At 70.5% G+C, this 20,894-nt stretch carries 20 protein-coding genes; 11 read left to right on the plus strand and 9 right to left on the minus strand.

Annotation, left to right across the window (positions count from 1 at the left end):
• Nucleotide 1: 1 nt before the first annotated feature.
• Nucleotides 2–565 (minus strand): PadR family transcriptional regulator, encoded by a 564-nt coding sequence (locus tag OG407_RS06800; RefSeq protein ID WP_405855984.1) that lies wholly within the window; start codon nucleotides 563–565, stop codon nucleotides 2–4.
• Between the two features lie 70 nt (nucleotides 566–635).
• Between OG407_RS06800 and OG407_RS06805 the strand changes: the two genes are divergently transcribed.
• Nucleotides 636–1,034, plus strand: a complete 399-nt coding sequence (locus OG407_RS06805) for a nuclear transport factor 2 family protein (RefSeq protein WP_366495006.1) — start codon at nucleotides 636–638, stop codon at nucleotides 1,032–1,034.
• A 35-nt stretch (nucleotides 1,035–1,069) separates the two neighbouring features.
• Here OG407_RS06805 and OG407_RS06810 read toward each other — a convergent pair whose 3' ends face one another.
• The 5 genes from OG407_RS06810 to OG407_RS06830 all read right to left on the minus strand — a co-directional run bounded on the left by OG407_RS06810 (nucleotide 1,070) and on the right by OG407_RS06830 (nucleotide 7,323).
• Nucleotides 1,070–2,989 carry a hypothetical protein gene (locus tag OG407_RS06810; RefSeq protein WP_405855986.1) on the minus strand — a complete coding sequence of 640 codons (1,920 nt, stop codon included), beginning with the start codon at nucleotides 2,987–2,989 and terminating at the stop codon, nucleotides 1,070–1,072.
• Between the two features lie 297 nt (nucleotides 2,990–3,286).
• A complete protein-coding gene (locus OG407_RS06815) occupies nucleotides 3,287–4,057 on the minus strand; it encodes an SDR family NAD(P)-dependent oxidoreductase (protein WP_405855988.1) in 771 nt (256 codons plus the stop codon).
• Nucleotides 4,054–5,355, minus strand: coding sequence for a histidinol dehydrogenase (gene hisD, locus OG407_RS06820; RefSeq protein ID WP_405855990.1), 1,302 nt, complete (start codon nucleotides 5,353–5,355; stop codon nucleotides 4,054–4,056). The genes OG407_RS06815 and hisD overlap by 4 nt, the downstream gene beginning before the upstream one ends.
• 61 nt (nucleotides 5,356–5,416) lie before the next feature.
• A complete protein-coding gene (locus OG407_RS06825; protein WP_405855992.1) occupies nucleotides 5,417–6,352 on the minus strand; it encodes a VOC family protein in 936 nt (311 codons plus the stop codon).
• Nucleotides 6,349–7,323, minus strand: a complete 975-nt coding sequence (locus OG407_RS06830; RefSeq protein ID WP_405855994.1) for a fumarylacetoacetate hydrolase family protein — start codon at nucleotides 7,321–7,323, stop codon at nucleotides 6,349–6,351. The genes OG407_RS06825 and OG407_RS06830 overlap by 4 nt, the downstream gene beginning before the upstream one ends.
• A 331-nt stretch (nucleotides 7,324–7,654) precedes the next feature.
• On the opposite strand from OG407_RS06830, the gene OG407_RS06835 reads away from it, so the two are divergent.
• The 8 genes from OG407_RS06835 (at nucleotide 7,655) to OG407_RS06870 (ending at nucleotide 15,454) form a co-directional block, all read left to right on the plus strand.
• Nucleotides 7,655–7,960: an antibiotic biosynthesis monooxygenase family protein gene (locus OG407_RS06835; RefSeq protein ID WP_405855996.1), complete on the plus strand. Its 306-nt coding sequence runs from the start codon at nucleotides 7,655–7,657 to the stop codon at nucleotides 7,958–7,960.
• Nucleotides 7,961–7,995: 35 nt separating this feature from the next.
• Nucleotides 7,996–9,120, plus strand: a complete 1,125-nt coding sequence (locus OG407_RS06840) for an FAD-dependent monooxygenase (protein WP_405855998.1) — start codon at nucleotides 7,996–7,998, stop codon at nucleotides 9,118–9,120.
• Complete coding sequence (locus tag OG407_RS06845) at nucleotides 9,117–10,124, plus strand: amidohydrolase family protein (RefSeq protein WP_405856000.1); 1,008 nt, start codon at nucleotides 9,117–9,119, stop codon at nucleotides 10,122–10,124. Before OG407_RS06840 ends, OG407_RS06845 begins: the two co-directional genes overlap by 4 nt.
• Nucleotides 10,121–11,098: a cyclase family protein gene (locus tag OG407_RS06850; RefSeq protein WP_405856002.1), complete on the plus strand. Its 978-nt coding sequence runs from the start codon at nucleotides 10,121–10,123 to the stop codon at nucleotides 11,096–11,098. The genes OG407_RS06845 and OG407_RS06850 overlap by 4 nt, the downstream gene beginning before the upstream one ends.
• 29 nt (nucleotides 11,099–11,127) lie before the next feature.
• On the plus strand, nucleotides 11,128–12,513 hold the full coding sequence (locus OG407_RS06855; protein ID WP_405856004.1) for an FAD-binding oxidoreductase: 1,386 nt from the start codon (nucleotides 11,128–11,130) through the stop codon (nucleotides 12,511–12,513).
• Between the two features lie 3 nt (nucleotides 12,514–12,516).
• The gene (locus OG407_RS06860) at nucleotides 12,517–13,473 is read left to right on the plus strand and encodes a fumarylacetoacetate hydrolase family protein (RefSeq protein WP_405856006.1); all 957 of its coding nucleotides are present in this window, start codon (nucleotides 12,517–12,519) and stop codon (nucleotides 13,471–13,473) included.
• Nucleotides 13,474–13,641: 168 nt separating this feature from the next.
• The gene (locus OG407_RS06865; RefSeq protein ID WP_405856008.1) at nucleotides 13,642–14,646 is read left to right on the plus strand and encodes a LysR family transcriptional regulator; all 1,005 of its coding nucleotides are present in this window, start codon (nucleotides 13,642–13,644) and stop codon (nucleotides 14,644–14,646) included.
• 37 nt (nucleotides 14,647–14,683) lie between these two features.
• The gene (locus OG407_RS06870; RefSeq protein ID WP_405856010.1) at nucleotides 14,684–15,454 is read left to right on the plus strand and encodes an SDR family NAD(P)-dependent oxidoreductase; all 771 of its coding nucleotides are present in this window, start codon (nucleotides 14,684–14,686) and stop codon (nucleotides 15,452–15,454) included.
• Between the two features lie 8 nt (nucleotides 15,455–15,462).
• Here OG407_RS06870 and OG407_RS06875 read toward each other — a convergent pair whose 3' ends face one another.
• Entirely contained in the window at nucleotides 15,463–17,262 is a 1,800-nt protein-coding gene (locus OG407_RS06875; protein ID WP_405856012.1) for an FAD-dependent oxidoreductase, read from the minus strand.
• Between the two features lie 55 nt (nucleotides 17,263–17,317).
• Nucleotides 17,318–18,283: a zinc-binding dehydrogenase gene (locus tag OG407_RS06880; protein WP_405856013.1), complete on the minus strand. Its 966-nt coding sequence runs from the start codon at nucleotides 18,281–18,283 to the stop codon at nucleotides 17,318–17,320.
• A gap of 127 nt (nucleotides 18,284–18,410) precedes the next feature.
• Here OG407_RS06880 and OG407_RS06885 point away from each other — a divergent pair, with 127 nt between their 5' ends.
• Nucleotides 18,411–18,893, plus strand: a complete 483-nt coding sequence (locus OG407_RS06885) for a MarR family winged helix-turn-helix transcriptional regulator (RefSeq protein ID WP_405856015.1) — start codon at nucleotides 18,411–18,413, stop codon at nucleotides 18,891–18,893.
• A 10-nt stretch (nucleotides 18,894–18,903) separates the two neighbouring features.
• Here OG407_RS06885 and OG407_RS06890 read toward each other — a convergent pair whose 3' ends face one another.
• Nucleotides 18,904–19,863: an NADP-dependent oxidoreductase gene (locus OG407_RS06890; RefSeq protein WP_405856017.1), complete on the minus strand. Its 960-nt coding sequence runs from the start codon at nucleotides 19,861–19,863 to the stop codon at nucleotides 18,904–18,906.
• Nucleotides 19,864–20,016: 153 nt separating this feature from the next.
• Here OG407_RS06890 and OG407_RS06895 point away from each other — a divergent pair, with 153 nt between their 5' ends.
• A complete protein-coding gene (locus tag OG407_RS06895; protein WP_405868315.1) occupies nucleotides 20,017–20,859 on the plus strand; it encodes a helix-turn-helix transcriptional regulator in 843 nt (280 codons plus the stop codon).
• The last annotated feature ends 35 nt before the right edge of the window (nucleotides 20,860–20,894 follow it).

The raw sequence follows: 20,894 nt of genomic DNA on the forward strand, positions 1-20,894 counted from the left end.
GTCAGCCTAGGGCAACGCGCTGCTTCAGGATCGCGAGAACGCGCTCGCACCAGCGCAGGTTCTCCTCCTCGAAGGTGATCCCGGCCATGAGCGTGAGGTACGGCCCGATGCGGTCGGCGTCCCGGAGGTACTCCTCCTCGGTCCGGCCGCCCAGCAGACGGTCCCGTACGCGCCCGTAGCGGTCGAGCTTGCCGCGCGACCACGACCTGCGCTCCTCGATCAGTTCGCGGGTCACGGCGGGGTCGGTGCCGTCCATGGCCTGGATCTTGATGAGGAGTTCGTCGCGGATGGCGGTGGGGCGCCGGGGCGGCTCGGCGGCGAAGGTGCCGAGGTCGCGCCGGCCGGCCTCGGTGAGCGTGAACATCCTTTTGTTGGGCCTGCGTTCCTGCTGTACGACCCGTGCCTCGATCAGCCCGTCCTGGGCGAGGCGCTCCAGTTCGCGGTAGAGCTGCTGCGGTGTCGCGGGCCAGAAGTTGGCCAGCGACACGTCGAACACCTTCGCCAGCTCGTAGCCCGAGGCCTCGCCTTCCAGGAGGGCCGCGAGGACCGCGTACTTGAGGGACATGTGGACACGCTAACAGCCGTTGATTAGTCTCATCCACACCTACTCAACAAATTGACTATGAGGTGAACCGATGCGTGCGTTCCGTGAGGCGGTCGAGGCGCAGGACATGGACGCCGTCGAGGCGCTGCTGGCCGAGGACGTGGTCTTCACCAGCCCGGTCGTGTTCAAGCCGTACCCCGGGAAGGCGATCACCGCGGCGATCCTGCACGGGGTGGCGCGGGTCTTCGAGGACTTCCGGTACGTGCGGGAGATCGGCGACCCGGACGGCAGCGACAGCGCGCTGATGTTCGCCGCGCGGGTCGGCGACCGGGAGCTGACCGGGTGCGACTTCATCCACGTCGACGAGGAGGGCCTGATCGACGAACTGACGGTCATGGTCCGGCCGTTGTCGGGGGCGCAGGCTCTCCAGGCGGCCATGGGGGCGCAGTTCGAGCGGATCGCGAAGGAGGCGGAGGCGCGGCTCGCGTGAAGTACGGGCCCTGAGCGGCGCGCCTCCGCCATGGCTCACGCGACGGTCAGGGTGAGGGCGCCCGTGTAGGTCTGGCCCGCCGTGATGGCCGTGGCCGTCCCGTCGACCGTCAGCGTGACCTTCTTGCCGCGGGGCGCCTTGACGGTCGCGTCGGCGGCGAGGGCGAGCCGGGTCAGGTACGAGGTGCCGGTGACCGTCCACGTCGAGCCGCTGTTCAGCTGCACGATCGCGCCGTTGTTGACGGCGGCCTGGGCGGTGTTGGTGACGATGCCCAGCTCGTAGAAGGTCGACGCGTCGATGCTGGAGACCCGGTGCTTGGCCTTCGTCGCGGAGATCACGCCCTCGACGCTCGCGCCCGCGAAGGTGAGGACCATGTTCTTGCCCGTGCGCATGCCGTTGTAGAAGTCGCCCTTCAACGCTATGGAGTTGAAGGTGGCGGCTCCGTCGGTGGCATGCACGGCGGTCGGGTCGAAGCTCGCGTCCTTCGCCGGGTCGCCGGTGGGCTCGGTGTAGACGCCGATGTTCATCATCTTGCCGTTGACCGGGACCGGGCCCGGGTCGTCCAGTTCGATCATCTGGAGGATGATCCCGTCGCGCGGGTTGAGCCGGGCGCCCTGCGAGCCGTCGACGCTGATCGTGGTCTGCTGGCCCTTGTTGAGGAAGGTGGCCCGGTCGGAGTTGACCACCGTGCCGCCGTCGAGGGTGAGTTGGCCGGCGCCGAAGAACATGTAGCCGAAGTGCCCGGAGTCCACGACGGTGTTGCGCGCCGGGATGGACGCCAACTCGGCCTTGGACAGCCCGAGTTCCAGCTCGGTGTTGAGCGCGGAGACGGCGGACCTGGTGCTGTCGCCGTAGTGCACGACCGCCGCCGGTCCCGCGATGATGGTCGCGTAGCTGCCGACGTCGAGCCGGGAGCCGAGCACCCGCACGGTCGCGTCGCCGATGGCGTAGGTGCCGTAGCCGTACTCCCCCGTGTTGCCGAAGTGGCTGTTGATGGCGGTCAGTTTGAGTCCGCTGCCGCCCTCGACCGACAGGGCGCCCCACGTCTCGGAGAACACGGTCGAGTTGAGGTAGGTGGCCTTGCTGTTCTTGCCGATGAGGTTGGTCGCGCGGACGTTGCCGTCGAGGCCGAGCATCCAGGGCACGGACTCCATGTACGGCGTTTCCACGGTGGCTTGGTAGTCGGCGGGCAGGACGCCGTTGCGGGCGCGGAGGACGGAGTCCTTGACGATGACGTTGGCGCCGTCGTTGGCGATGACGGCGGTGCGGACGACTCCCTTGTTGTCGATGCGGGCGCCGTCCACGACGAGCGTGGTCGCGGAGCCGTCGCCGACGACCGCGGCACCGTAGCCCGCGAAGTCGCAACGGCCGTTGCCCGTAAGGGAGATGGACGGCTGGTCGAGGGTGTAGGTGGCGTCCTGGACGTACACGCCGTCGAAGCACTCGCCGGTCGAGGTGATCGACACGTTCTTCGCGTAGGCGTCGGTGAGCTTGCCGCCGAGGACGGCCGCGAGGACGGACTTGTCCGTGACCACGCCGTCGCCGTCGACGTACACCGCCTGCCGGAACGGGAAGGTGAGCGTCTGGTACGTCACCTCGTTGGCCGCGGCGACGGTCAGGACGACGTCGCCCCGGTAGGTGCCGGCCTGGACCAGGGTGGCCGTTCCGCCGGTGGCGGTGAGGAGTTGGCCGGTCTCCACTCCGTCGACGGTCAGGGAGAGGCTGGAGCCGTCCGGGGCGGCGATCGTGCCGCCGGCGGCGATGGACAGCTCACTCACTCGGGTGGTGGCGGAGACCGTGTACGTCTCACCGGAGGCGACCGAGATCCGCTTGCCCGAAGCCTTGGCCGCCTTGGTGGCCGTCGGCGCGGCGGTGGCGGAGACCGCCGGCACGAGTACGGCTCCGGCCGTGGCGGTACCGGCGATCAGGACCGAGCGTCGGGTGATCAGCGTCATTGCTTGCCTTCCCAGGGATCGATGCGCCGTCGCGCAGTGTGACCGGCGGACCGTCGAACGCGGGGGTGCGGACGGTCCGGCGGAGGCACCGAAGGTGCGCACGAGGGAGTGAAGCAGCCGTGAGAACCAGGGAATAGGCGGGCGGCACACACATATACGAGCCCGATGCCTCGGATCAGGCGGACCATTTCATGGCGGTCACACAGAGTTGTCATAGCGGGCGTGTTCCCGTACGCGCGACGGCGAGGCGGGCGGCTCGTCAGCCGTCCACCTCGCCGTTTTCCGTACCCCGTTCAGCTACGACGGGGCGATCATCCCGGCCGACAGGTCGATGTCGGCCCCGCACAGGCCGGGCATCGCCAGCATCGCCACGAGCGCCTGTGCGACCTCGTGCTCCTCGACGAGCCGGCCGAGGGCGGCCCGGGAGGCGAAGTCGCGCTCGGCCTCTTCGACCGTGCAGCCGGTCAGTTCGGCGGTGAGCCGGAAGTTCCGGTCCATGCGCGGGCCTCGAACAGGGCCAGGAGAAAGGGAGTTGACCGTGATCCCCTGCGGGCCGACCTCCCCGGCGAGGGTCCGGGTCAGGCCGAGCAGCGCCATCTTGGAGGCGGTGTACGGGGTGCGGTTGAGGAGTGGCCGCTTGCCGCTCACCGAGGCGACGTTGACGATGTCACCGTGCCCGGCCGCGAGCATCGGCGGCAGGAACGCGCGGCACATCAGGTACACGCCCCGGACGTTGGCGGCGAACACGTCGTCCCACTCGTCCGGTTCGATGTCGACCAACGGCCGTACGGGACCGGTGACTCCGGCGTTGTTGACGAGCAACGACACGTCCTCGTCCGCGAGTTGGGTGGCCAGGACGCTGACAGCCTGCGGGTCGGAGACGTCGCACACCGCCGTACGGGCCTGTCCGCCGTCCTTGACCACGCGTGATGCGGCCTCCGCGAGTGCCGCCTCGTTGCGCCCGACCAGGATCACCCGGGCCCCGGCGTCCGCGAGGGCCAGCGCGAAGGCGCGCCCCAGCGGTCCGCCCCCACCGGTGACGAGCGCCGTACGACCGTCCAGGGTCACGCGGTGTTCCAGGGCAGCTCGTCGCCCGCGGCCCTCGCCGCCCGTACGTCGCCGGAGCGCGCGTGGCCCTCGAACAGCTCGACGCGGGCCGCCCGTCCGCACAGCCGGCCGAGGAGCGCCTGGGAGTCGGTGTCGGTGACCTCCTGATAGGTCACCGTCTTGAGGTACTTCCCCACCCACAGGCCGCCGGTATAGCGCGCGGCACCACGTGTGGGCAGCACATGGTTCGTGCCGATGACCTTGTCGCCGAACGACACACAGGTGCCCTCGCCGAGGAACAGGGCGCCGTACTGGGTCATCCGCTCCAGCGCGAGGCGTGGTTCGGCGGTCAGCACCTCCACGTGCTCGAAGGCGAACTCGTCGGCGAGGGCGTACAGCTCGTCGAGGGTGTCGACGACGTGGACCTGGCCGTGGTCGCGCCAGGCGGGCTCGGCGAAGTCGCGGGTGGGCATGCCGGGCAGGAGGCGTTCGACCTCGGCGATGGTCCTCTCGGCGACCTCGCGGGAGGTGGTGATGAGGACGGCCGGGGAGTCCGGGCCGTGCTCGGCCTGCGAGAGCAGGTCCACCGCGCACACGAACGGGTCGGCCTGGTCGTCGGCGAGGACCAGGATCTCGGTCGGCCCGGCGAACAGGTCGATGCCGATCTCCCCGAACAACTGCCGCTTGGCCTCGGCGACATAGGCGTTGCCGGGCCCGGCGATCAGGTTGACGGGCCGCATCGTGTCGGTGCCGACGGACATGGCGGCCACGGCCTGCACCCCGCCGAGCAGCCAGATCTCGTCGGCGCCGGCGAGGTGCATCGCGGCGACGGTGGCGGCCGGGATCTCCCCGTGGATGGGCGGCGTGCAGGCCACGACCCGGGGCACGCCCGCGACCTTGGCGGTGACGATGGTCATGTGGGCGGAGGCGGTGAGCGGGTAACGCCCACCGGGGATGTAGGCGCCCGCCGCCTGCACCGGGATGTGCTTCTGCCCGAGCCGCACGCCCGGCAGGGTCTCCACCTCGAACTCCCGCAAGGAGTCGAGCTGGTGGCGGGCGAAGGTGCGCACCTGGTCCTGGACGAAGCGGATGTCGTCGATGACCTGCTGCGGCACCGACGCGATGATCTTCTCGACCTCCTCGTCGGTCAGCCGGAAGGAGTCGGGACTCCACTTGTCGAACTTCTCGGAGTAGGCGCGCACCGCCTCGTCACCGCGCGCGCGGATGTCCGCGATGACGCCGGTCACGGTCTCGCGCACCTGGGCGAGCGAGGCGGTCACCTCCGACTTGGGCACGGCGTGCTTCAGGATCGTTGCCACAACTGCGGCCTTTCTGCGGGTGGTTCGCGACAGAGGGGTGCCGGACGGGGAGACGGCGGTGTCAGACGGGGGGCGCCACGAACAGCACGTCGGGGTCGTTGAACTGCTCCTTGGCGACCGACTCGCTCATCGGGTCGGCGGTGCCCCACTGGTCCTGGGTGATCGGGTCGTCGACGTCGTGCCGGCCCGGGTGCCACAAGTCCTCTTCGAGGACGGCGAGTTCGGTCGTGTACTCGACGGTGTTGCCGTGCGGGTCGTGGAAGTAGGAGAAGGTGTTGTCGCCCGCGAGGTGCCGACCGGGCCCCCAGGTCAGCCGGGTCCCGGCACGCAGTGCCCGCCCGGTGCCGCGCATGTACTCCTCGACCCCGCGCATCTCGAACGAGGCGTGGTGCAGGGAGACATGGGGTCCCCGGGCGATCGCGAAGGAGTGGTGGAGCGGGCTGCACCGCAGGAAGTACATGAGGTCGCCCATGTGCGTGGAGTACAGGGTGTCGGTGAGCCGGAACCCGAGGTGCTGGACGTAGAAGTCCCGCAGTCCTTCCGGGTCCTGGGAGTTGACCACACAGTGCGAGAGCCGGACCGGGATCGCCTCCCGCTCCTCGATCTTCCGGTGAGCGCGCGTCCCGACGTCCGCCGAGATCTCGACGACCCGCCCGTCCGGGTCGAAGAACCGGAAGCCGTAGCCGCCCCCGGGGGTGTCCAACGCGCCGGGCTCGCCGAGGAGTTGAATGCCCGACCGCCCCAGCCGGCCGTGCAACTCGTCCACGGCGTCCGGCGATACGGCCCCGAAGGCGACGAGGTCCATCCGCTTCCGTTCGTCCTCGCGGATGCGGACGATGTACTGCTCCGGGCTGCCCTCGGCGGCGAAGAAGGCGACACCGCTGTCGTTGGCGACCTCGGTCAGGCCCCACGTCGTGCCGTAGAAGGCGCGCTGGCGGGCGAAGTCCGGTACGGCCAGGTCGACATGGCGCAGATGGGTGATGGGCTGGAAGCTCATGCGTGGCTCCTGACGGTGTTGCGCTGGTGGCCCAGGCCGGTGATCTCGGACTCGACGACGTCGCCGGGCTTCAGGAAGACGCCCCAGTGCGCGCCGTTGCCGGCCGGGGAACCGGTGAGCAGGAGGTCGCCGGGGCGCAGGGTGGTCGTCGTGGAGATGTACGCGATGAGCCGAGGGATGTCGAAGATCATGTCCTTGGTGGACTCGTCCTGGCGGACAACTCCGTTGTGGCGCAGGGTGATCCGCAGGTCGCCGAGGTCCCCAACGAAGGCCGCCGGCACCAGGAAGGGCCCCGTCGGCAGGAACGTGTCGGCGTTCTTCGCGGTGAACCAGTCGGTGCCGATGGCCTTGAGGTCGGGCCGGTAGAGGCGGTCGCGGGTGGTGAGGTCGTTCGAGATCGTGTACCCGGCGACGTGGTCCATCGCGTCCTCGGCCGCGATGTTCTTGCCCGACTTGCCGATGACGAGGGCGAGTTCGAGTTCCCAGTCGTGCTGTTCGCCGAGCGCGGGGAGCACGATGTCGTCGTAGGGACCGGTGATCGCGCGCGGGGAGCCGAGGAAGACGTACGGCACTCCGTTGCGGGCGCGCTCGTCCATCATCAACTCGGCGTCGGCGCGGGCCTCTTCGGGGGTGGCGCCGTGCACGCTCTCCTTCTCGGCGGCGACCAGATCGACCACGTGCTTGCGGTAGTTGGCACCGCTCTGCAGGATCTGGCCGGGCTCGATCGGGGTCAGGACGCGCAGCGCGGCCAGGTCGTGCCAGGTCCCCTCGGTGGACCGGGCCAGGTCGTCGAGCCGGGGCAGCCAGCCCGCCCAGTCCTCGACCAGCGCGCGGATCGACGGCACGAGGTCGGAGAGGTCGCGCACGCGGTCGCCGGTGACCAGGCCGGGGAAGCCCGCCTCACCGGAGGCACCGGAGGCGAAGGTGCCGAGCGCGAAGGGTCCGGCATGGGTGGGCAGTGGATCGGGCACGGCGCTCTCCTCGTACGGGTGGGGGCTCGCCCTCGACGCTAGGGAGCCCGGGGACCGGGCGGAAATGGCGATCCGCGATGCCTGCCATCACCGGCCCGCCGGGCACGGAACCGCCGCTCGGTCGGCGACCCGCCGGACACGGACCAACCGCCCCGTTACCGGCCCGCCGGGCACGCACCCGCTCCTCCGTCACCGGCCCGCCGGACGGCTCGACCGCAGCTCCATCGCCGTACGGGATGCATGACGTCCCCCTTGCCGATGCCTCGATCCGTTGACCGTGCATCGACCGCCCACGCAGGCTCGGAGCACCCACTTTCCCGAGGAGAAGAACGTGATAGTCGAGCATGCAGAGCTGACCGTCGAGGCAGGTCGCGAGCGGGAGTTCGCGGAGGTGTTCGGCAAGGCCCGCGAGGTGCTGGCCGAGGCCGACGGGTTCCGCTGGGCCGAGCTGCTGCGCGGTGCGGAGCGGCCGACGACCTTCCTGCTTCTGGTCGGCTGGGAGTCGGTCGAGGCGCACACCGTCGGCTTCCGGGAGTCCGAGGCCTTCGGGCGCTGGCGGGCCCTGGTCGGGCCGTTCTTCGCCGGGCCGCCGGCCGTCGAGCACTTCCACGAACTCGGCGCCCGCTTCTCAGGCTGATTCCCCACTTCTGTCTACGTTCGCAAGGATCGCCCATGCCCGTACAAAAGGTGCTCGTCGTCGGCGGCGGCATCACCGGAAGCGTGCTGTGTCTCGCGCTCGCCCAGCGGGGCGCCGAGGTGGAGCTCGCCGAGATCTCTCCACAGTGGTTCGGGGTGGGCCATGGCATCACCCTTCAGGGCAACGCGCTCAAGGCGCTGCGTTCCGTGGGTGTCCTGGACCGGGTGCTGGCCCGGGCGGTGCCGTTCGACCTCATGCGGCTGCGCCGGGCCGACGGCGGGCTGCGCACCGAGTTGAACACCCCGCACACCGGCGGGCCCGAACTGCCGTCCACAGCCGGGGCGTTGCGCTCGGATCTGCAGGACGCGCTGTGCGACGCGGTGCGCGCGCACGGGGTGCGGGTACGCCTCGGGCTGAGCGTGGACCGGCTCGACCGGACACCCGACCACGTGGACGTGGCCTTCACGGACGGTACGACCGGCCGCTACGACCTCGTCGTGGGCGCCGACGGCATCAACTCGGCGATGCGCGAACTGATCGGCATCGACGCCAAGCCCCGTCCCGTCGGCATGTCGATCTTCCGGGTCGTCGCGAAGCGCCCGGCCGAGATGGACTGCGCCGAGGTGTACTACGGCGGCCCCCGCTTCAAGGCCGGCTACAGCCCGATCTCCCCCGACCAGTGCTACGCCTACCTCCTCGACGAGAACCTCGACACCACCCTGATCGGCCCCCGCGCGCCCCTCGCCCTGCTGCGGGAACGCGGTGCCGGGTACGGCGGCACCTGGGGGAAGATCCTCGCCTCGCTGCCCGACGACACGGCGGTCGACTACCGCTGGATCGAGGCGATCCTCGTCGACGAACCCTGGCACCGGGGCCGCGCCATGGTCATCGGCGACGCCGCGCACGCCTGTCCGCCGCTCATCGCGCAGGGCGCGGCGATGTGCATGGAAGACGCCGTACTGCTCGCGGAGTTGGTGACGGCGGTCGAGCCCACGGAGAAGGCTCTGGACCGCTTCATGAACCGGCGCCTCCCCCGCGTCCGGATGGTCCTGGAGAACTCCCTCCAGCTCGCCGACTGGGAGATCCACCCGGACACCCCCGGCGCCGACCCGGCCCGGATCATGTCGGAGACCCTGGACACCCTGACGGCGGCGGCGTGAGCGGCTCGCCCGTGGTCGACTTCCACGGCCACCTCGCCGTCCCCGCCGCCGACGCCCTGGTCGCGGGCACCCCGGGTCTCGCCGCCGAACTCGCGGCCGAGCAGCACGCCCACTCCCCCGCGTCCCTGGCCGTCAACCGCACCCAACTCCAGCGCCTGGCACCCCAGTTGACGGACGTCACCACACGCCTCGCGGACCTCGACGCGATGGGCGTCGACATCCAGGTGGTCGGCCCGATGCCGATGCACCACTACTGGGCCGACCCGGACCTCGCGATCCACCTCGCCCGCACGGTCAACGCCGCCGTGGCCGCGCACTGCGCCAACGCACCCGACCGCCTGTACGGCCTGGGCACCGTCCCGCTCCAACACCCGGACCTCGCGGTCGCGTTGCTCGACCAGGCGGTCAACGACCATGGCCTCTACGGCATCAGCGTCTCCACGACGGTCGACGGCCGCGAACTGGCCGACCCCGCCCACGACGTGGTGTGGCAGCGGGCCGAGGACCTGGGCGTGGTCGTCTTCGTGCACCCGTGGGGCTGCTCCCTCGGCGAGCGTCTGGCCACCAACTACCTGGGAAACACGGTCGGTCAGCCGGTGGAGACGACGGTCGCGCTCTCGCAGCTCATCTTCACCGGGGTCCTCGACCGCTTCCCGCGCCTGAAGCTGGTGGCGGCGCACGGGGGTGGCTATCTGCCGACGTACATCGGCCGTTCGGACCATGCCTGGCAGGTACGGGAGGACGCGCGCGGCTGCGCCGAACCGCCGAGCACCTATCTGCGCCGGATGTGGTTCGACGCGCTGGTGTACACCCCGCGCGCCCTGCGTCACCTCGTCGAGGAGGTGGGCGCGGACCGGGTCGTCCTCGGTACCGACCACCCCTTCGACATGGGCGTCGACGACCCGGTGGCCCGCCTGGACGCGGCCGGGCTCACCCCGGCCGACCGGGCCGCCGTCGCCGGGGGCAACGCCCTCGACCTGCTGCTGAAAGGACGTACGCGATGACCACCGGTGCCCTCGGTCCGATCGAGGAAGAACTCGCCAAGGCCCGTTCCGCCTACCGCAATTGGGGCCGCTGGGGCGATGACGACGTGCTCGGCACGCTGAACTTCATCGACGACGCGATCCGCGCCCACGCGGTGGGTCTGGTACGGCGCGGGCGGTCCTTCTCGCTCGCCCAGGAGTTCAACGAGTCCGGCCCGCAGCGCGGTTTCCGCGGCCGTATCAACCCGGTCCACTACATGAAGGACACCGGCTCCGACGCGGCCGCCGGCACCCAGGGCTTCCCGCACGGCTTCGGCGGCGCCGACGACCATGTTCTGATGCCCTTGCAGGCCTCCACGCAGTGGGACGGCCTGGGCCACATCTACGACAACAAGCAGGCGTGGAACGGCCGTCCGTGCACCATCGTCAACGGCGACGGCGACTCGGTCACCGGCATCGAGCACATGAAGGAGGCCTTCACGAGTCGCGGGGTCCTCCTGGACGTGGGCCGCGCGGTCGGCGACGAGCACGGTGAACTCCCGGACGGATTCCCCATCCTGGAGGAGCATCTGCGGGCGACGATCGAGGCACAGGGCGCGACCAGTTCCGTACGGCGCGGCGACCTCGTCCTGATCCGCACCGGCCAACTCGGCCGCGTACGGCGGCTCGGCGCGTGGGGCGGATACGCCGCCGGTGACGCGCCCGGCCTCTCCTTCACCACCCTCGGCTGGCTGCACCGCACGGAGATCGCGGCGATCGCCTCCGACACCTGGGGACTTGAGGTGCGGCCGTACGAGTTCCCGCAGCCCGTGATGTCCCCGCTGCACCAGATAGCGATCCCCAACATGGGCCTCCCGCTGGGCGAGATGTGGGACCTGGAGACGCTGGCCGAGGACTGCGCGGCCGACGGTGTCTACGAGTTCCTGCTGGTCGCCGCGCCGCTGCCGGTGACCGGCGCGGTGGGTGCCCCCGTCAACCCGATCGCGATCAAGTGAGCCCGCCCGTGACCGCATTCAATCGGGGGATGACCCCCGAACCCCCACAAGGGAACCGTTTCTCCGGCACCCTCCACCTCCCCGACGACGAGGACTTCGAGACGGCCTGCTTCGGGCGGGTCTTCAACACCCGCCGCCCGACTGACCGTTCACCGGCCGCCGTCCTGCTGGCCGAGTCCGAGCAGGACGTGGTGGAGGGTGTACGGCTCGCCCTCGAACGCGGCTGGCAGGTCGCCGTCCGCTCCGGCGGGCACAGTTGGGCGGCCTGGTCAGTGCGCGAGGACGCGCTGCTGATCGACCTCGGGGGCTTCCGCGAGATAGCGTACGACCCGGGGACCGGAATCGTGACGGCGACCCCCAGCGTCAAGGGCGGTGACGAACTCAACCCGTATCTCGGGGAGTTCAGCCGTTTCTTCAACGGCGGGCACTGCCCCTCCGTCGGCATCGGCGGCTTCCTGCTCCAGGGCGGGCAGGGTTGGAACGCGCGCGGCTGGGGCTGGGCGGCGGAGAACATCGTGGCGATCGATGTCGTGACCGCCGAGGGCGAGTTGGTGCGCGCCGACGAGACCCGTCACAGCGATCTGTTCTGGGCGGCGCGCGGTGCGGGTCCAGGTTTCTTCGGCATCGTCACCCGCTTCCATCTGCGTACCCGCCCGCTGCCGACGTACCTGGGCCATACCGTGCACGCGTATCCGCTCGACCTGTTCGACGAGGTCATGACCTGGCTGCACGGCATGCACCACACGGTCTCGGACCTGGTCGAGATCGTCGCGCTCACCCAGACACCGCCCGACCTGGACGAACCGGTGCTGCTGGTCACGGGCGTGTCGATGACCGACACCGCGGAGGAAGCTGCGGTGGCGATGGCACCCTTGCACGCCAACCCGTACGCCGACCGGGCGCTGTTCCGCGTGGAGGCCCGACAGACCACCCTCGCCGAGCAGTTGGCGGGTCAGCGCATCGCCAACCCCGAGGGTCACCGCTACCTGGTCGACAACGCCTGGCTTCGCGGCCCCGCCGACGAGGTCGTCCCGGCGATCCGCAAGGCGTTCACCGAGCAGCCCACCCGGCAGACCTTCACCATCTGGTTCTCCATGGCCCCGCTGCGCCAACTCCCCGACATGGCCTTCTCGTTGCAGTCGGAGATCTACTGCGCCACCTACGTCATCCACGACGACCCGTCACAGGACGCGGAGTTGCGCACCTGGCTGGACGGGGCGATGGCGGACATGGAGCCGGTGACCGCCGGCCAGTACCTCGGCGACTCGGACTTCACCGTGCGGCAGTTGAGGTTCATGGGCGACGAACAGTGGCGGCGGCTGCGGGAGATCCGGGCCGCGTACGACCCCAAGGGCCTCTTCGCCGGCCACCTCAGCACGGGGACCGTCACCAACACCAACCACTGGGAGCAGTGAGCGATGCGTTTCGCGACATTCGAGTACGAGGGCGTGGAGCGCGCCGGGGTCGTCCGGGACGGGACCATCCATCCGCTGCCCGAGGGAATCACCGTACTGACCCTGCTGGAGCAGGACGTACTGCACGCGGCGGGCACCGAAGCCCTGCGCGCGCCAAGCGACTTGACGGTGGATCAGGTGCGGCTGCTGCCTCCCCTCAAGCCGCCGTCCATCCGGGACTTCGTCGGTTTCGAGGCGCACATCGAGGGGGTCTCCAAGTCCCTGGACGGGCTGGAGCACGTGCCCGAGGAGTGGTATCGAGCGCCCAACTTCTACTTCACCAACCCCCATGCGGCGTACGGAGCCCACGACAACGTGCCGGTCCCGGCGGGCTGTTCGGTGCTCGACTTCGAGTTGGAGGTCGGGGTGGTCATCGGCCGCAGCGGGCGAGATCTCACGCCGGAGCGGGCGCGCGAGCACATCGTCGGCTATCTGGTCTTCAACGACTGGTCGGCGCGCGATCTGCAGAAGCCGGAGAAGAACCTCGGGCTCGGTTTCTCCAAGGGCAAGGACTTCGCGAACACGCTCGGCCCCTGCCTGGTGACCGCCGACGAGGTCGAGGACCGGCGCGACCCGGACGGCTTCCTGGACCTGGAGATGACCGTCACCCTGAACGGGGAGCTGATCGGCCGTGACACCCTCGCCAACGTCTCCTGGACCTTCGAGGAGATGATCGCCTACGCCTCCCGGGACGCCTGGGTGCGCCCCGGGGACATCCTCGGCTCGGGCACCTGCGGCTGGGGCGCGCTGGCCGAGTTCTGGGGGCGGGTCGGCGAGCGCACCCCGCCGCCGCTCCAGCCCGGCGACGAGGTGACGCTCTCGGTGGAGCGCCTCGGCACCCTCTCCAACCGTGTCGTGCCCGGCCGTACGGACGTGTACCTGCCGCGGGCCCGCAAGCGCGGCCGGACCCCCCGGCCGTAGTCCTGGCGGCGGTCCGGCCGGAATACCGTCCGACCTGCACACATCCAGGGATCCGATGGCAGCTATCGGATCCCTGTGACTTCTCCCCCGGCCCCTTCCTCGGGGGGAAACCGCTCGTTACGCTCCGGTTTCACCGAGCTTCAACGACGCGGCCGGAAGGACACACGCATGGGTCTGGGAGCAATCGACCTGAATCTTCTGGTGGCTCTGGAAGCCCTCCTGGAGGAGAAGAACGTCACCCACGCGGGGGTGCGGCTGTCCACCAGCCAGTCCGCGATGAGCGGCTCCCTGGCCCGGCTGCGGCGGCACTTCAACGACGAGCTGCTGGTGCGGGTGGGCCGCGAGTACGAGCTGACCCCGCTCGCGGAGCGGCTGCTTCCGGTCGTCCGGTCCTCCCTGCACAAGGCGGAGGAGGCACTGTCGCTGACCAGGCACTTCGATCCGTCGCGCAGCCGGCAGCGGTTCTCGGTCGTGATGTCCGACTACGTCATGACGGTGTTCATGGAACCGCTGCTGCGGGCCCTCGCGCAGGAGGCCCCGGGCATCCGGATCGACTTCCACCCGATCGTCATCGGGCAGCTGGAGACGGAGACCCATCTGCGCTGCCACGACCTGATGATCGTGCCGCTCGGCTATCAGCTGCCGGGGGTCAGCGAGACCGTGATGCACGACCGGTTCGTGTGTCTCGTCGACCCGGACAACCCGCGTCTGGTGGACGGGCGGCTCTCGCTGCGCGACCTCGCGGAGATGCCCCACGCGGCCTGCGTCATCGGCAAACTCACCCCCGCCGACCGGCAGTTGGAGACCCTCGGCATCACCCCCCAGGTGCAGGTCAGCACGCCCGGCTTCAACGTGCTGCCGTTCCTGGTCGGCGGCACCGACCTGGTCGCCGTGGTGCCCGAGCGGCTCGCCCGGCGCTACGAGGGCTTCGCGCGCTGTGCCGTCGTACCGACGCCCTTCCCGGACGTACCGCTGGTGGAGGCCATGTACTGGCACCACAACCGGCACGCGGACCCGGCGCACCGCTGGCTGCGGGAGACGGTCCGCAAGGTGGCCGCGGCGCTGGACGACCCGGTGGTGCGTTCGCTCGACGAGCCGGTGGTACGCGAGATCGCCGGCGCGGATGCCACCCATGCCGATCGTGCGTTTCCGGAGCTGACCCCGGCTTCCTAGCGTGGTCGGGAGACAGCCCGCACCCCCTGGAGGAACCGTGAGCCGCACGCGTCTGGCCGGTCGTACCGTCGTCGTCACCGGGGCCGCGCAGGGCCAGGGAGCCGCCGAGGTGGCGGCCGCGGCCCGGGAGGGCGCGACGGTGATCGCGACCGACGTCCTGGACGAGGCGGGCGAGAAGCTCGCGGTGTCGCTGGGTGCCGAGGGGCTGGACGTCCGGTACCGGCATCTGGACGTGTCCTCGGAGGACGACTGGGCGGACCTCGCGGCCTCCCTCCCGGAGGTGCACGGCCTGGTCAACAACGCGGGCATCGCCGTGCGCGCCCGCCTCGGTTCGGTCGAACTCGCCGACTGGAACCGGGCGTTCGCGGTCAACACCACGGGCGCGCTGCTCGGCATCCAGGCCCTCACCCCGCTGATGCCGCCCGGTTCGTCCATCGTGAACGTCGGCTCGGTCGCGGGCCTCACCGCGCATCACGCGGTCGCGTACACGGCCAGCAAGTGGGCGCTGCGCGGCCTCTCTAAGGTGGCCGCGCTGGAACTCGCCCCGCGCGGCATCCGTACGAACGTGATCCACCCCGGCTACATCGAGACCCCGTTGATGGCCTCCGCGAACCCGGTCTTCGTCCAGGCCCACCTGTCGCTGACCCCACAGGGCCGGGCCGGCACGGTCGACGAGGTGGCACCGCTGGTCGTCTATCTGCTGTCCGACGAGGCGTCGTACGTCAACGGCGCGGAGATCACGGTCGACGGCGGGTACGCGGCGCACGGCGGGGTGAAGGCGATCACGAACGCGCTCGACGCCTCGTGAGTGAGGCGCTACTGATCGGTGCGGTCGGTGCGGAAGGTGGCGGTCAGCCGGTTGATGCTCTTGACCGCGAGTTCGGCGAAGTTCGAGCGGGCGACGATGGCGGTGGTCTCGCCGTGCCGTCGGACGCTGCGCAGGTCGCGCTGAACCTGGCGGGAGAGTTGGTGGAGTTCGCGTTGGGCGGTGGCGAGCCGCTGCTCGGCGGCGCTTCGGGTCTCTCGGTGCTCACGTCGGGTGCGGGGAGCGCCGGTGCTGTCGGCGGAGGTCTCTGTGGGCATGTCGGTGCTCGATTCCGTGGTGGTGGGTCGTGTCGCCGCGAGGGGGCGGACGCCGACGGTGTCCAAATAGGCTTCTACGGCCGGGAGTTCGGCGGTGTCGACCACGGCCGCGACGTATCCGTCCGGGCGGACGAGCACCCACTGCTCGGCGGACAGTCCGTAGGCGCTCTGGACACGGTCGCCGCTGTCGACGATGTCTCCCCGGGTGCCGATGGTGTGGATGTGCAGGCCGGGGCGTGCTGCCGGGGCGGAGGCCTCGTCGACATCGTGGCCGAGCAGCGTCCAGTGCGGCCCTTGGAAGAGGCTGAACAGACGGGTGGGGAGGCCGCCCGCGCCGGTGACGGGCGAGTCGGGCGCGCGGTCGCCGGCCAGTACGCCCTTGTCGCGCGCCGGAGAGTGCAGCGACAGCGGCGAGTCGAGGTAGCCGAGGTCGAGTTGGCTGACCTCGCGGCCCCGGTGGATGTCGCGGTTCTTGGCCGCTTCCAGCAGCTTCTCGGACAGGCCGAGGACGGCCTCGGCGACGGGCCGGCGTTCCTGCTCGTACGTCTCCAGCAGGGATTCCGGGGCGCCGTCGAGCACGGCGGCGAGCTTCCAACCGAGGTTGTAGGCGTCCTGGACACTGGTGTTGAGGCCCTGTCCGCCGGTCGGCGGGTGGCAGTGCGCCGCGTCTCCGGTCAGAAACACGCGCCCGCGCCGGTAGGTGTCGGCCAGCCGGGCGTTCATCTGGAACGCGGACGCCCAGGACACGGAGCGGATCACGACGTCGTCGCGGCCGGTGCGTTCGCGGAAGAAGGCGGTGAGCCCCTCGGCCGAGAGGTCCAGGTCGACGTCGAAGGGTACGGGGGCCTGGAGTTGGAACATGTCGGTGCCGTAGAGCGGGCACATCGAGACCTGCCCGGCGGTGTCCTCGCCCCACCGGTGCCAGGCGTCCGGCGAGACGCCGTCGACGTACACGTCGGCCACGATCGCCCGTACGCCGAGGGTCTTGCCGGGGAAGCCGATGCCGAGCGTCTTGCGGACGAAGCTCGATCCACCGTCGGCGCCGGTCAAGTACCGTGCCCGTACGGCCTGTTCGCCGTCCGGGGTGGCGATGCGCGCGGTCACACCGTCGCCGTCCTGGTCGAAGCCGACGAGTTCATGGCCGTAGTGCGGGGCGTGACCGAGTTCGGCGAGGCGTTCGCGCAGCCGGCGCTCGGTGAGGAACTGCGGGACGAGCAAGGGTATTTGGTACGGCTCTTCGGGCGTCGGCTCCGACATCTCCACGCCGACCTGGTCGATGGGCCCGTCGGCGGTGTAGATGCGCTGGACGGGATACTCACCGCCGGAGGCGACGATCCGGTCGATCACACCGAGGTCCTCGAAGACCTCCTGGCTGCGGGGCTGGATGCCCTTGCCGCGGGAGCCGACGAACGGGTGCGGCGCCTTGTCGATCAGCAGGAAGGCGATGTTCCTGCGGGCGAGGTCGAGGGCGAGGGTCAGACCGGCCGCGCCGGTGCCGCAGATGATGACGTCGGTGTCTGTGGTGGGGGACATGACTCTGTGCTCCTTGGGTAATTCCGGTACGAACTGCATGACGGTCGGGGCGAGTTCAGGGCACCAGGACGGTGCGTACGCCCGGGACCTCGGGCGCGTTCCACGCGCTCTCGACGTCGGCGAGGGGTACCGCCTGCGCGGTGACCGCGATGCAGCCGCTCTCGATCTCCTCGACCAGGGAAGGGAGTTCCTCCAGGTACGTCCTGGTCGACACCGCGCCCTGGCCGTTGCCCTGAAGCCGGAAGTTCGCCGATCGCAGTGCGACTGACGGGAGTTCGATGGTCGGGCCCGCCATGGCGCCGATCTGGATCCAGTTCAGGGCGCGGCTGCGGTCGGCGCGGGCTCGCAGCAGCGCCATGATCGCGTCACCGGCCGGCTTGCCCCACAAGTAGTCGATGACCAGGTCGACTTCGGCGGCCTCCTTGGCCAGCTCCGTCGCGGTGGCCTCGGCGTCGTCGGTGAGCGCGACGGTCGCGTCCGCGCCGAGCCCGGCCAGCGTCGCCAGCCGGGCCCGGTCACGTCCGGCGCCGACGACCCGCCCGGCGCCGAGCCGCTTCGCGACCTGGACGGCCATCTGTCCGGCGTTGCCGGTGGCGCCGAGGATCAGCACCGACTGCCCGGCCTCGATCGGGACGCGGCGGCGCAGCGCGACCCAGGACGACATGGCGGGGTTCATCGCGGCGGCGATCTTCACGACGTCCGCGCCGTCGGGCAGCGGGATGCTGTGCCGGCTGTCGATGACGGTCCGGGTGGCCATCGGTCCGGCCAGTTCGTCGTCGGCGACGAAGTACACCAGGCGACCGTCCGCACGGCGGCCGACCCCGTCGACTCCGGGCACCATCGGCAGCTTCCCCGTGCTGGTGTAGTGGTTGCCCGACGCGCCGGTGCGGACGCGGGGGTGCAGGCCCACGGCGAGGACGTCGACGATCTCCTGGTCCTCGTCGGTCGGCGCGGGCAGGTCGAAGGGCTCGTAGCGGGGCGGAGTGCCGAACGAGCTGACGACGGCGGCGTGGATGTCCATGGCTGCTCTCCTCGGATCGGATTCAGGGCGCAGGGCGCGAAGAGTTAGTAGGTGCCACGAAGGTTTTAGTACGTGACACCAATTAAATTAGTAGGTGCCACGTACCTTTGCAAGTAGAATCCGGAACATGACCTCACCGAACGACACCCCGCCCCCGCCGACCGCGGACCTCGGCCTGGTCGACGGCCTCGCCCAGCTGTCGTTCCTGGTGCAGAGCGCCCTGGCCGAGATCGCGGGGCAGTACGACCTGTCGGTCGTCCAGACCCGGATGCTCGGGATACTGCGGGACCGGGAGCCGACGATGAACCAGCTCGGCCACCACCTCGGCCTCGACAAGTCCTCGATCACCGGCCTCGTCGACCGCGCCCAGCGCCGGGGCCTGGTCACCCGCACGCCCAGCACCGTCGACCGCCGCTCGTTCCAGGTGTCGATCACCGACGCCGGCCGACAGCTCGTGGAGCAGGTCGCCGCTCAGTTCGCCGAGCGGATCGAGAGGTGTGTCGAGCCGCTTCCCGGAACGGACCGGAAGAGGCTGTCGCGCATGGCGACACGGATCGTGACCGCCGACGCCCACGTCCGGGGCATCGACCTGCGCACCGATCCCCGCTGACCGGGCTCCGTCAGACGGCGCTGCGCGGCACCGTCACCACGTGCTTGCCCACGACGCCGCCGCGCTCGAACGCCTGGTGCGCCGCGGCGATGTCCGCGAGCGGGTACACGCTGTCGATCACCGGGCGCAGCGCGCCCGAGGTGACATGGCCGGCCACATCGCGCAGCACGGGGGTCTCGGGGTTGGCGCTGAAGGTGCGGATGCGGCGGGAGCCGTGCACGCTCGACGCGGCGATCGCGGCGATGGCGGACGGGGACAGTCCGACGGTGACCATCCGGCCGCCCTTGGCCAACCGGCCGCGGTAGCAGTGCAGTTCCGTGCCGACGGTGTCGACGATGACGTCGAACGGCCCGATCTGGTCCGAGGTGGTGGAGCCGTAGTCCAGGACCTCGTCGGCGCCGAGTTCGGTCAGGAGCTTGGCGTGGCGGTCGCGGGCCAGCGCGGTCACATGGCCGCCCATCGCGTGCGCCAACTGCACGGCGGCCGTGCCGACTCCGCCGGCCGCGCCCCGGACCAGGACCTTCTCGCCGTTCACCAGGCGCACACTGTCGCGCAGCGCGATCAGCGCCGTGGAACCCGCGACGACCAGGGAGGCCGCCTCGACCGACGAGAGGTCCGCCGGGGCGTGTGAGATGCGCTCCGCGGAGACCACGACGTACTCGGCCGCCCCGGCGACGGAGTGCTTCTGCCGGGGATGCACCATGCCCCACACCCGGTCCCCGACCCGGTAGCCCTCGACACCGGCGCCGGTCGCGGCGACGACGCCGGCGAAGTCCAGTCCCACGCCGATCGGGAAGCGGCGCCCCGACACCATCTTCAACTCCCCCGACCGGACGATCACATCGTGCCCGTTCACGCTGGACGCCTCGACCGACACGAGGACCTCACCCGCGTCGGGAGTGGGCCGGTCGACCTCGTTGACCTGCAGTACGTCCGCGGTACCGAAACTCGTGATCTGAACGGCCTTCATGGCGCTGTCCTTCCGTGGCCTGCTGTGTGGTTGATCCGATGGTGGACCCCGCACGCGACATCACGGTCGTTCTCCTTTTCCTGGGTCCGGCAGACCCACCCTCGCGGGTCGCGCCGACGGCATACTGGCGCGGTGACCGACTCCTCCCCCGCCATGAGCGACGATCCCCGACGCGAACTCGCCGAGTTCCTGCGCACCCGCCGAACTCGACTGCGGCCGGAGGACGTTGGCCTGGAACCCGGCCCACGACGGCGCGTCGCGGGACTGCGGCGGGAGGAACTGGCCCTGCTGGCGGGAGTGAGCTCGGACTACTACCAGCGCATGGAGCAGGGCCGCGACGTACGCCCCTCCGAACAGGTCCTCGACGCCCTCGCGCGCGCCCTCGACTTCTCCGCCGAGGAGACCCGCCACCTGCACAGCCTCGCCGCTGCCGCACGCAACCCGGTCCAACCGCCGCGTTCGTACGAGCCGGAGGAGGTACCGGACACCACGCTACGACTGCTGCACGGCATGACCGCGCCCGCTCTGGTCGTCGGCCGTTTCCTGGACGTGCTGGCCTGGAACCCGCTCGGCGGCGCCCTGTTGGGCGACTTCACCCGGCAGCCCCAGAAGGAGCGGAACATGCTGGCGCTGTTCCTGCACCCCCAGGCCGACCGGACCTGCCCGAACCGGGCGGCCACCGTCGCCGAGCTGATCGGAATGCTGCGGACGCAGGTCGCCGCCGATCCGGGGAACCCGCGCGCCGTCGAACTGGTCGGTGAACTCGCCGTCCGCAGCGACGAGTTCGCGGCCCTGTGGGCCCTCCACGACGTGGAGGAACCGACCCGCGGCCAGATGCGCCTCAACCACCCCCGGGTCGGCGAGCTGAACCTGGACTGGGACGCCTACCCGATACCGGGCAACCCGGGCCCCGCGCTCATGGTCTGCACCGCGGCCGAGGGCAGCCTCGACGCCGAGCGACTCCAACTCCTCGCGGGCCTGCTCGACGCCCACTGACGGAACCTCCGGCGCGGTGGGCCGAGTTCACCCTC

Origin of the sequence: Streptomyces sp. NBC_01515 (assembly GCF_045040345.1) — a bacterium.
Classification (GTDB): Bacteria; Actinomycetota; Actinomycetes; order Streptomycetales; family Streptomycetaceae; genus Streptomyces.

What these genes read in the sequence shown, in the direction of transcription:
- OG407_RS06895 (WP_405868315.1), top strand. Translation starts at nt 20,017, where the DNA reads ATGAGCGACGATCCCCGACGCGAACTCGCCGAGTTCCTGCGCACCCGC.
- OG407_RS06880 (WP_405856013.1), bottom strand. Translation starts at nt 18,283, where the DNA reads ATGGACATCCACGCCGCCGTCGTCAGCTCGTTCGGCACTCCGCCCCGC.
- OG407_RS06810 (WP_405855986.1), bottom strand. Translation starts at nt 2,989, where the DNA reads ATGACGCTGATCACCCGACGCTCGGTCCTGATCGCCGGTACCGCCACG.
- OG407_RS06850 (WP_405856002.1), top strand. Translation starts at nt 10,121, where the DNA reads ATGACCACCGGTGCCCTCGGTCCGATCGAGGAAGAACTCGCCAAGGCC.
- OG407_RS06875 (WP_405856012.1), bottom strand. Translation starts at nt 17,262, where the DNA reads ATGTCCCCCACCACAGACACCGACGTCATCATCTGCGGCACCGGCGCG.
- OG407_RS06855 (WP_405856004.1), top strand. Translation starts at nt 11,128, where the DNA reads ATGACCCCCGAACCCCCACAAGGGAACCGTTTCTCCGGCACCCTCCAC.
- OG407_RS06825 (WP_405855992.1), bottom strand. Translation starts at nt 6,352, where the DNA reads ATGAGCTTCCAGCCCATCACCCATCTGCGCCATGTCGACCTGGCCGTA.
- OG407_RS06800 (WP_405855984.1), bottom strand. Translation starts at nt 565, where the DNA reads ATGTCCCTCAAGTACGCGGTCCTCGCGGCCCTCCTGGAAGGCGAGGCC.
- OG407_RS06860 (WP_405856006.1), top strand. Translation starts at nt 12,517, where the DNA reads ATGCGTTTCGCGACATTCGAGTACGAGGGCGTGGAGCGCGCCGGGGTC.
- OG407_RS06805 (WP_366495006.1), top strand. Translation starts at nt 636, where the DNA reads ATGCGTGCGTTCCGTGAGGCGGTCGAGGCGCAGGACATGGACGCCGTC.
- OG407_RS06865 (WP_405856008.1), top strand. Translation starts at nt 13,642, where the DNA reads ATGGGTCTGGGAGCAATCGACCTGAATCTTCTGGTGGCTCTGGAAGCC.
- OG407_RS06890 (WP_405856017.1), bottom strand. Translation starts at nt 19,863, where the DNA reads ATGAAGGCCGTTCAGATCACGAGTTTCGGTACCGCGGACGTACTGCAG.
- OG407_RS06885 (WP_405856015.1), top strand. Translation starts at nt 18,411, where the DNA reads ATGACCTCACCGAACGACACCCCGCCCCCGCCGACCGCGGACCTCGGC.
- OG407_RS06840 (WP_405855998.1), top strand. Translation starts at nt 7,996, where the DNA reads ATGCCCGTACAAAAGGTGCTCGTCGTCGGCGGCGGCATCACCGGAAGC.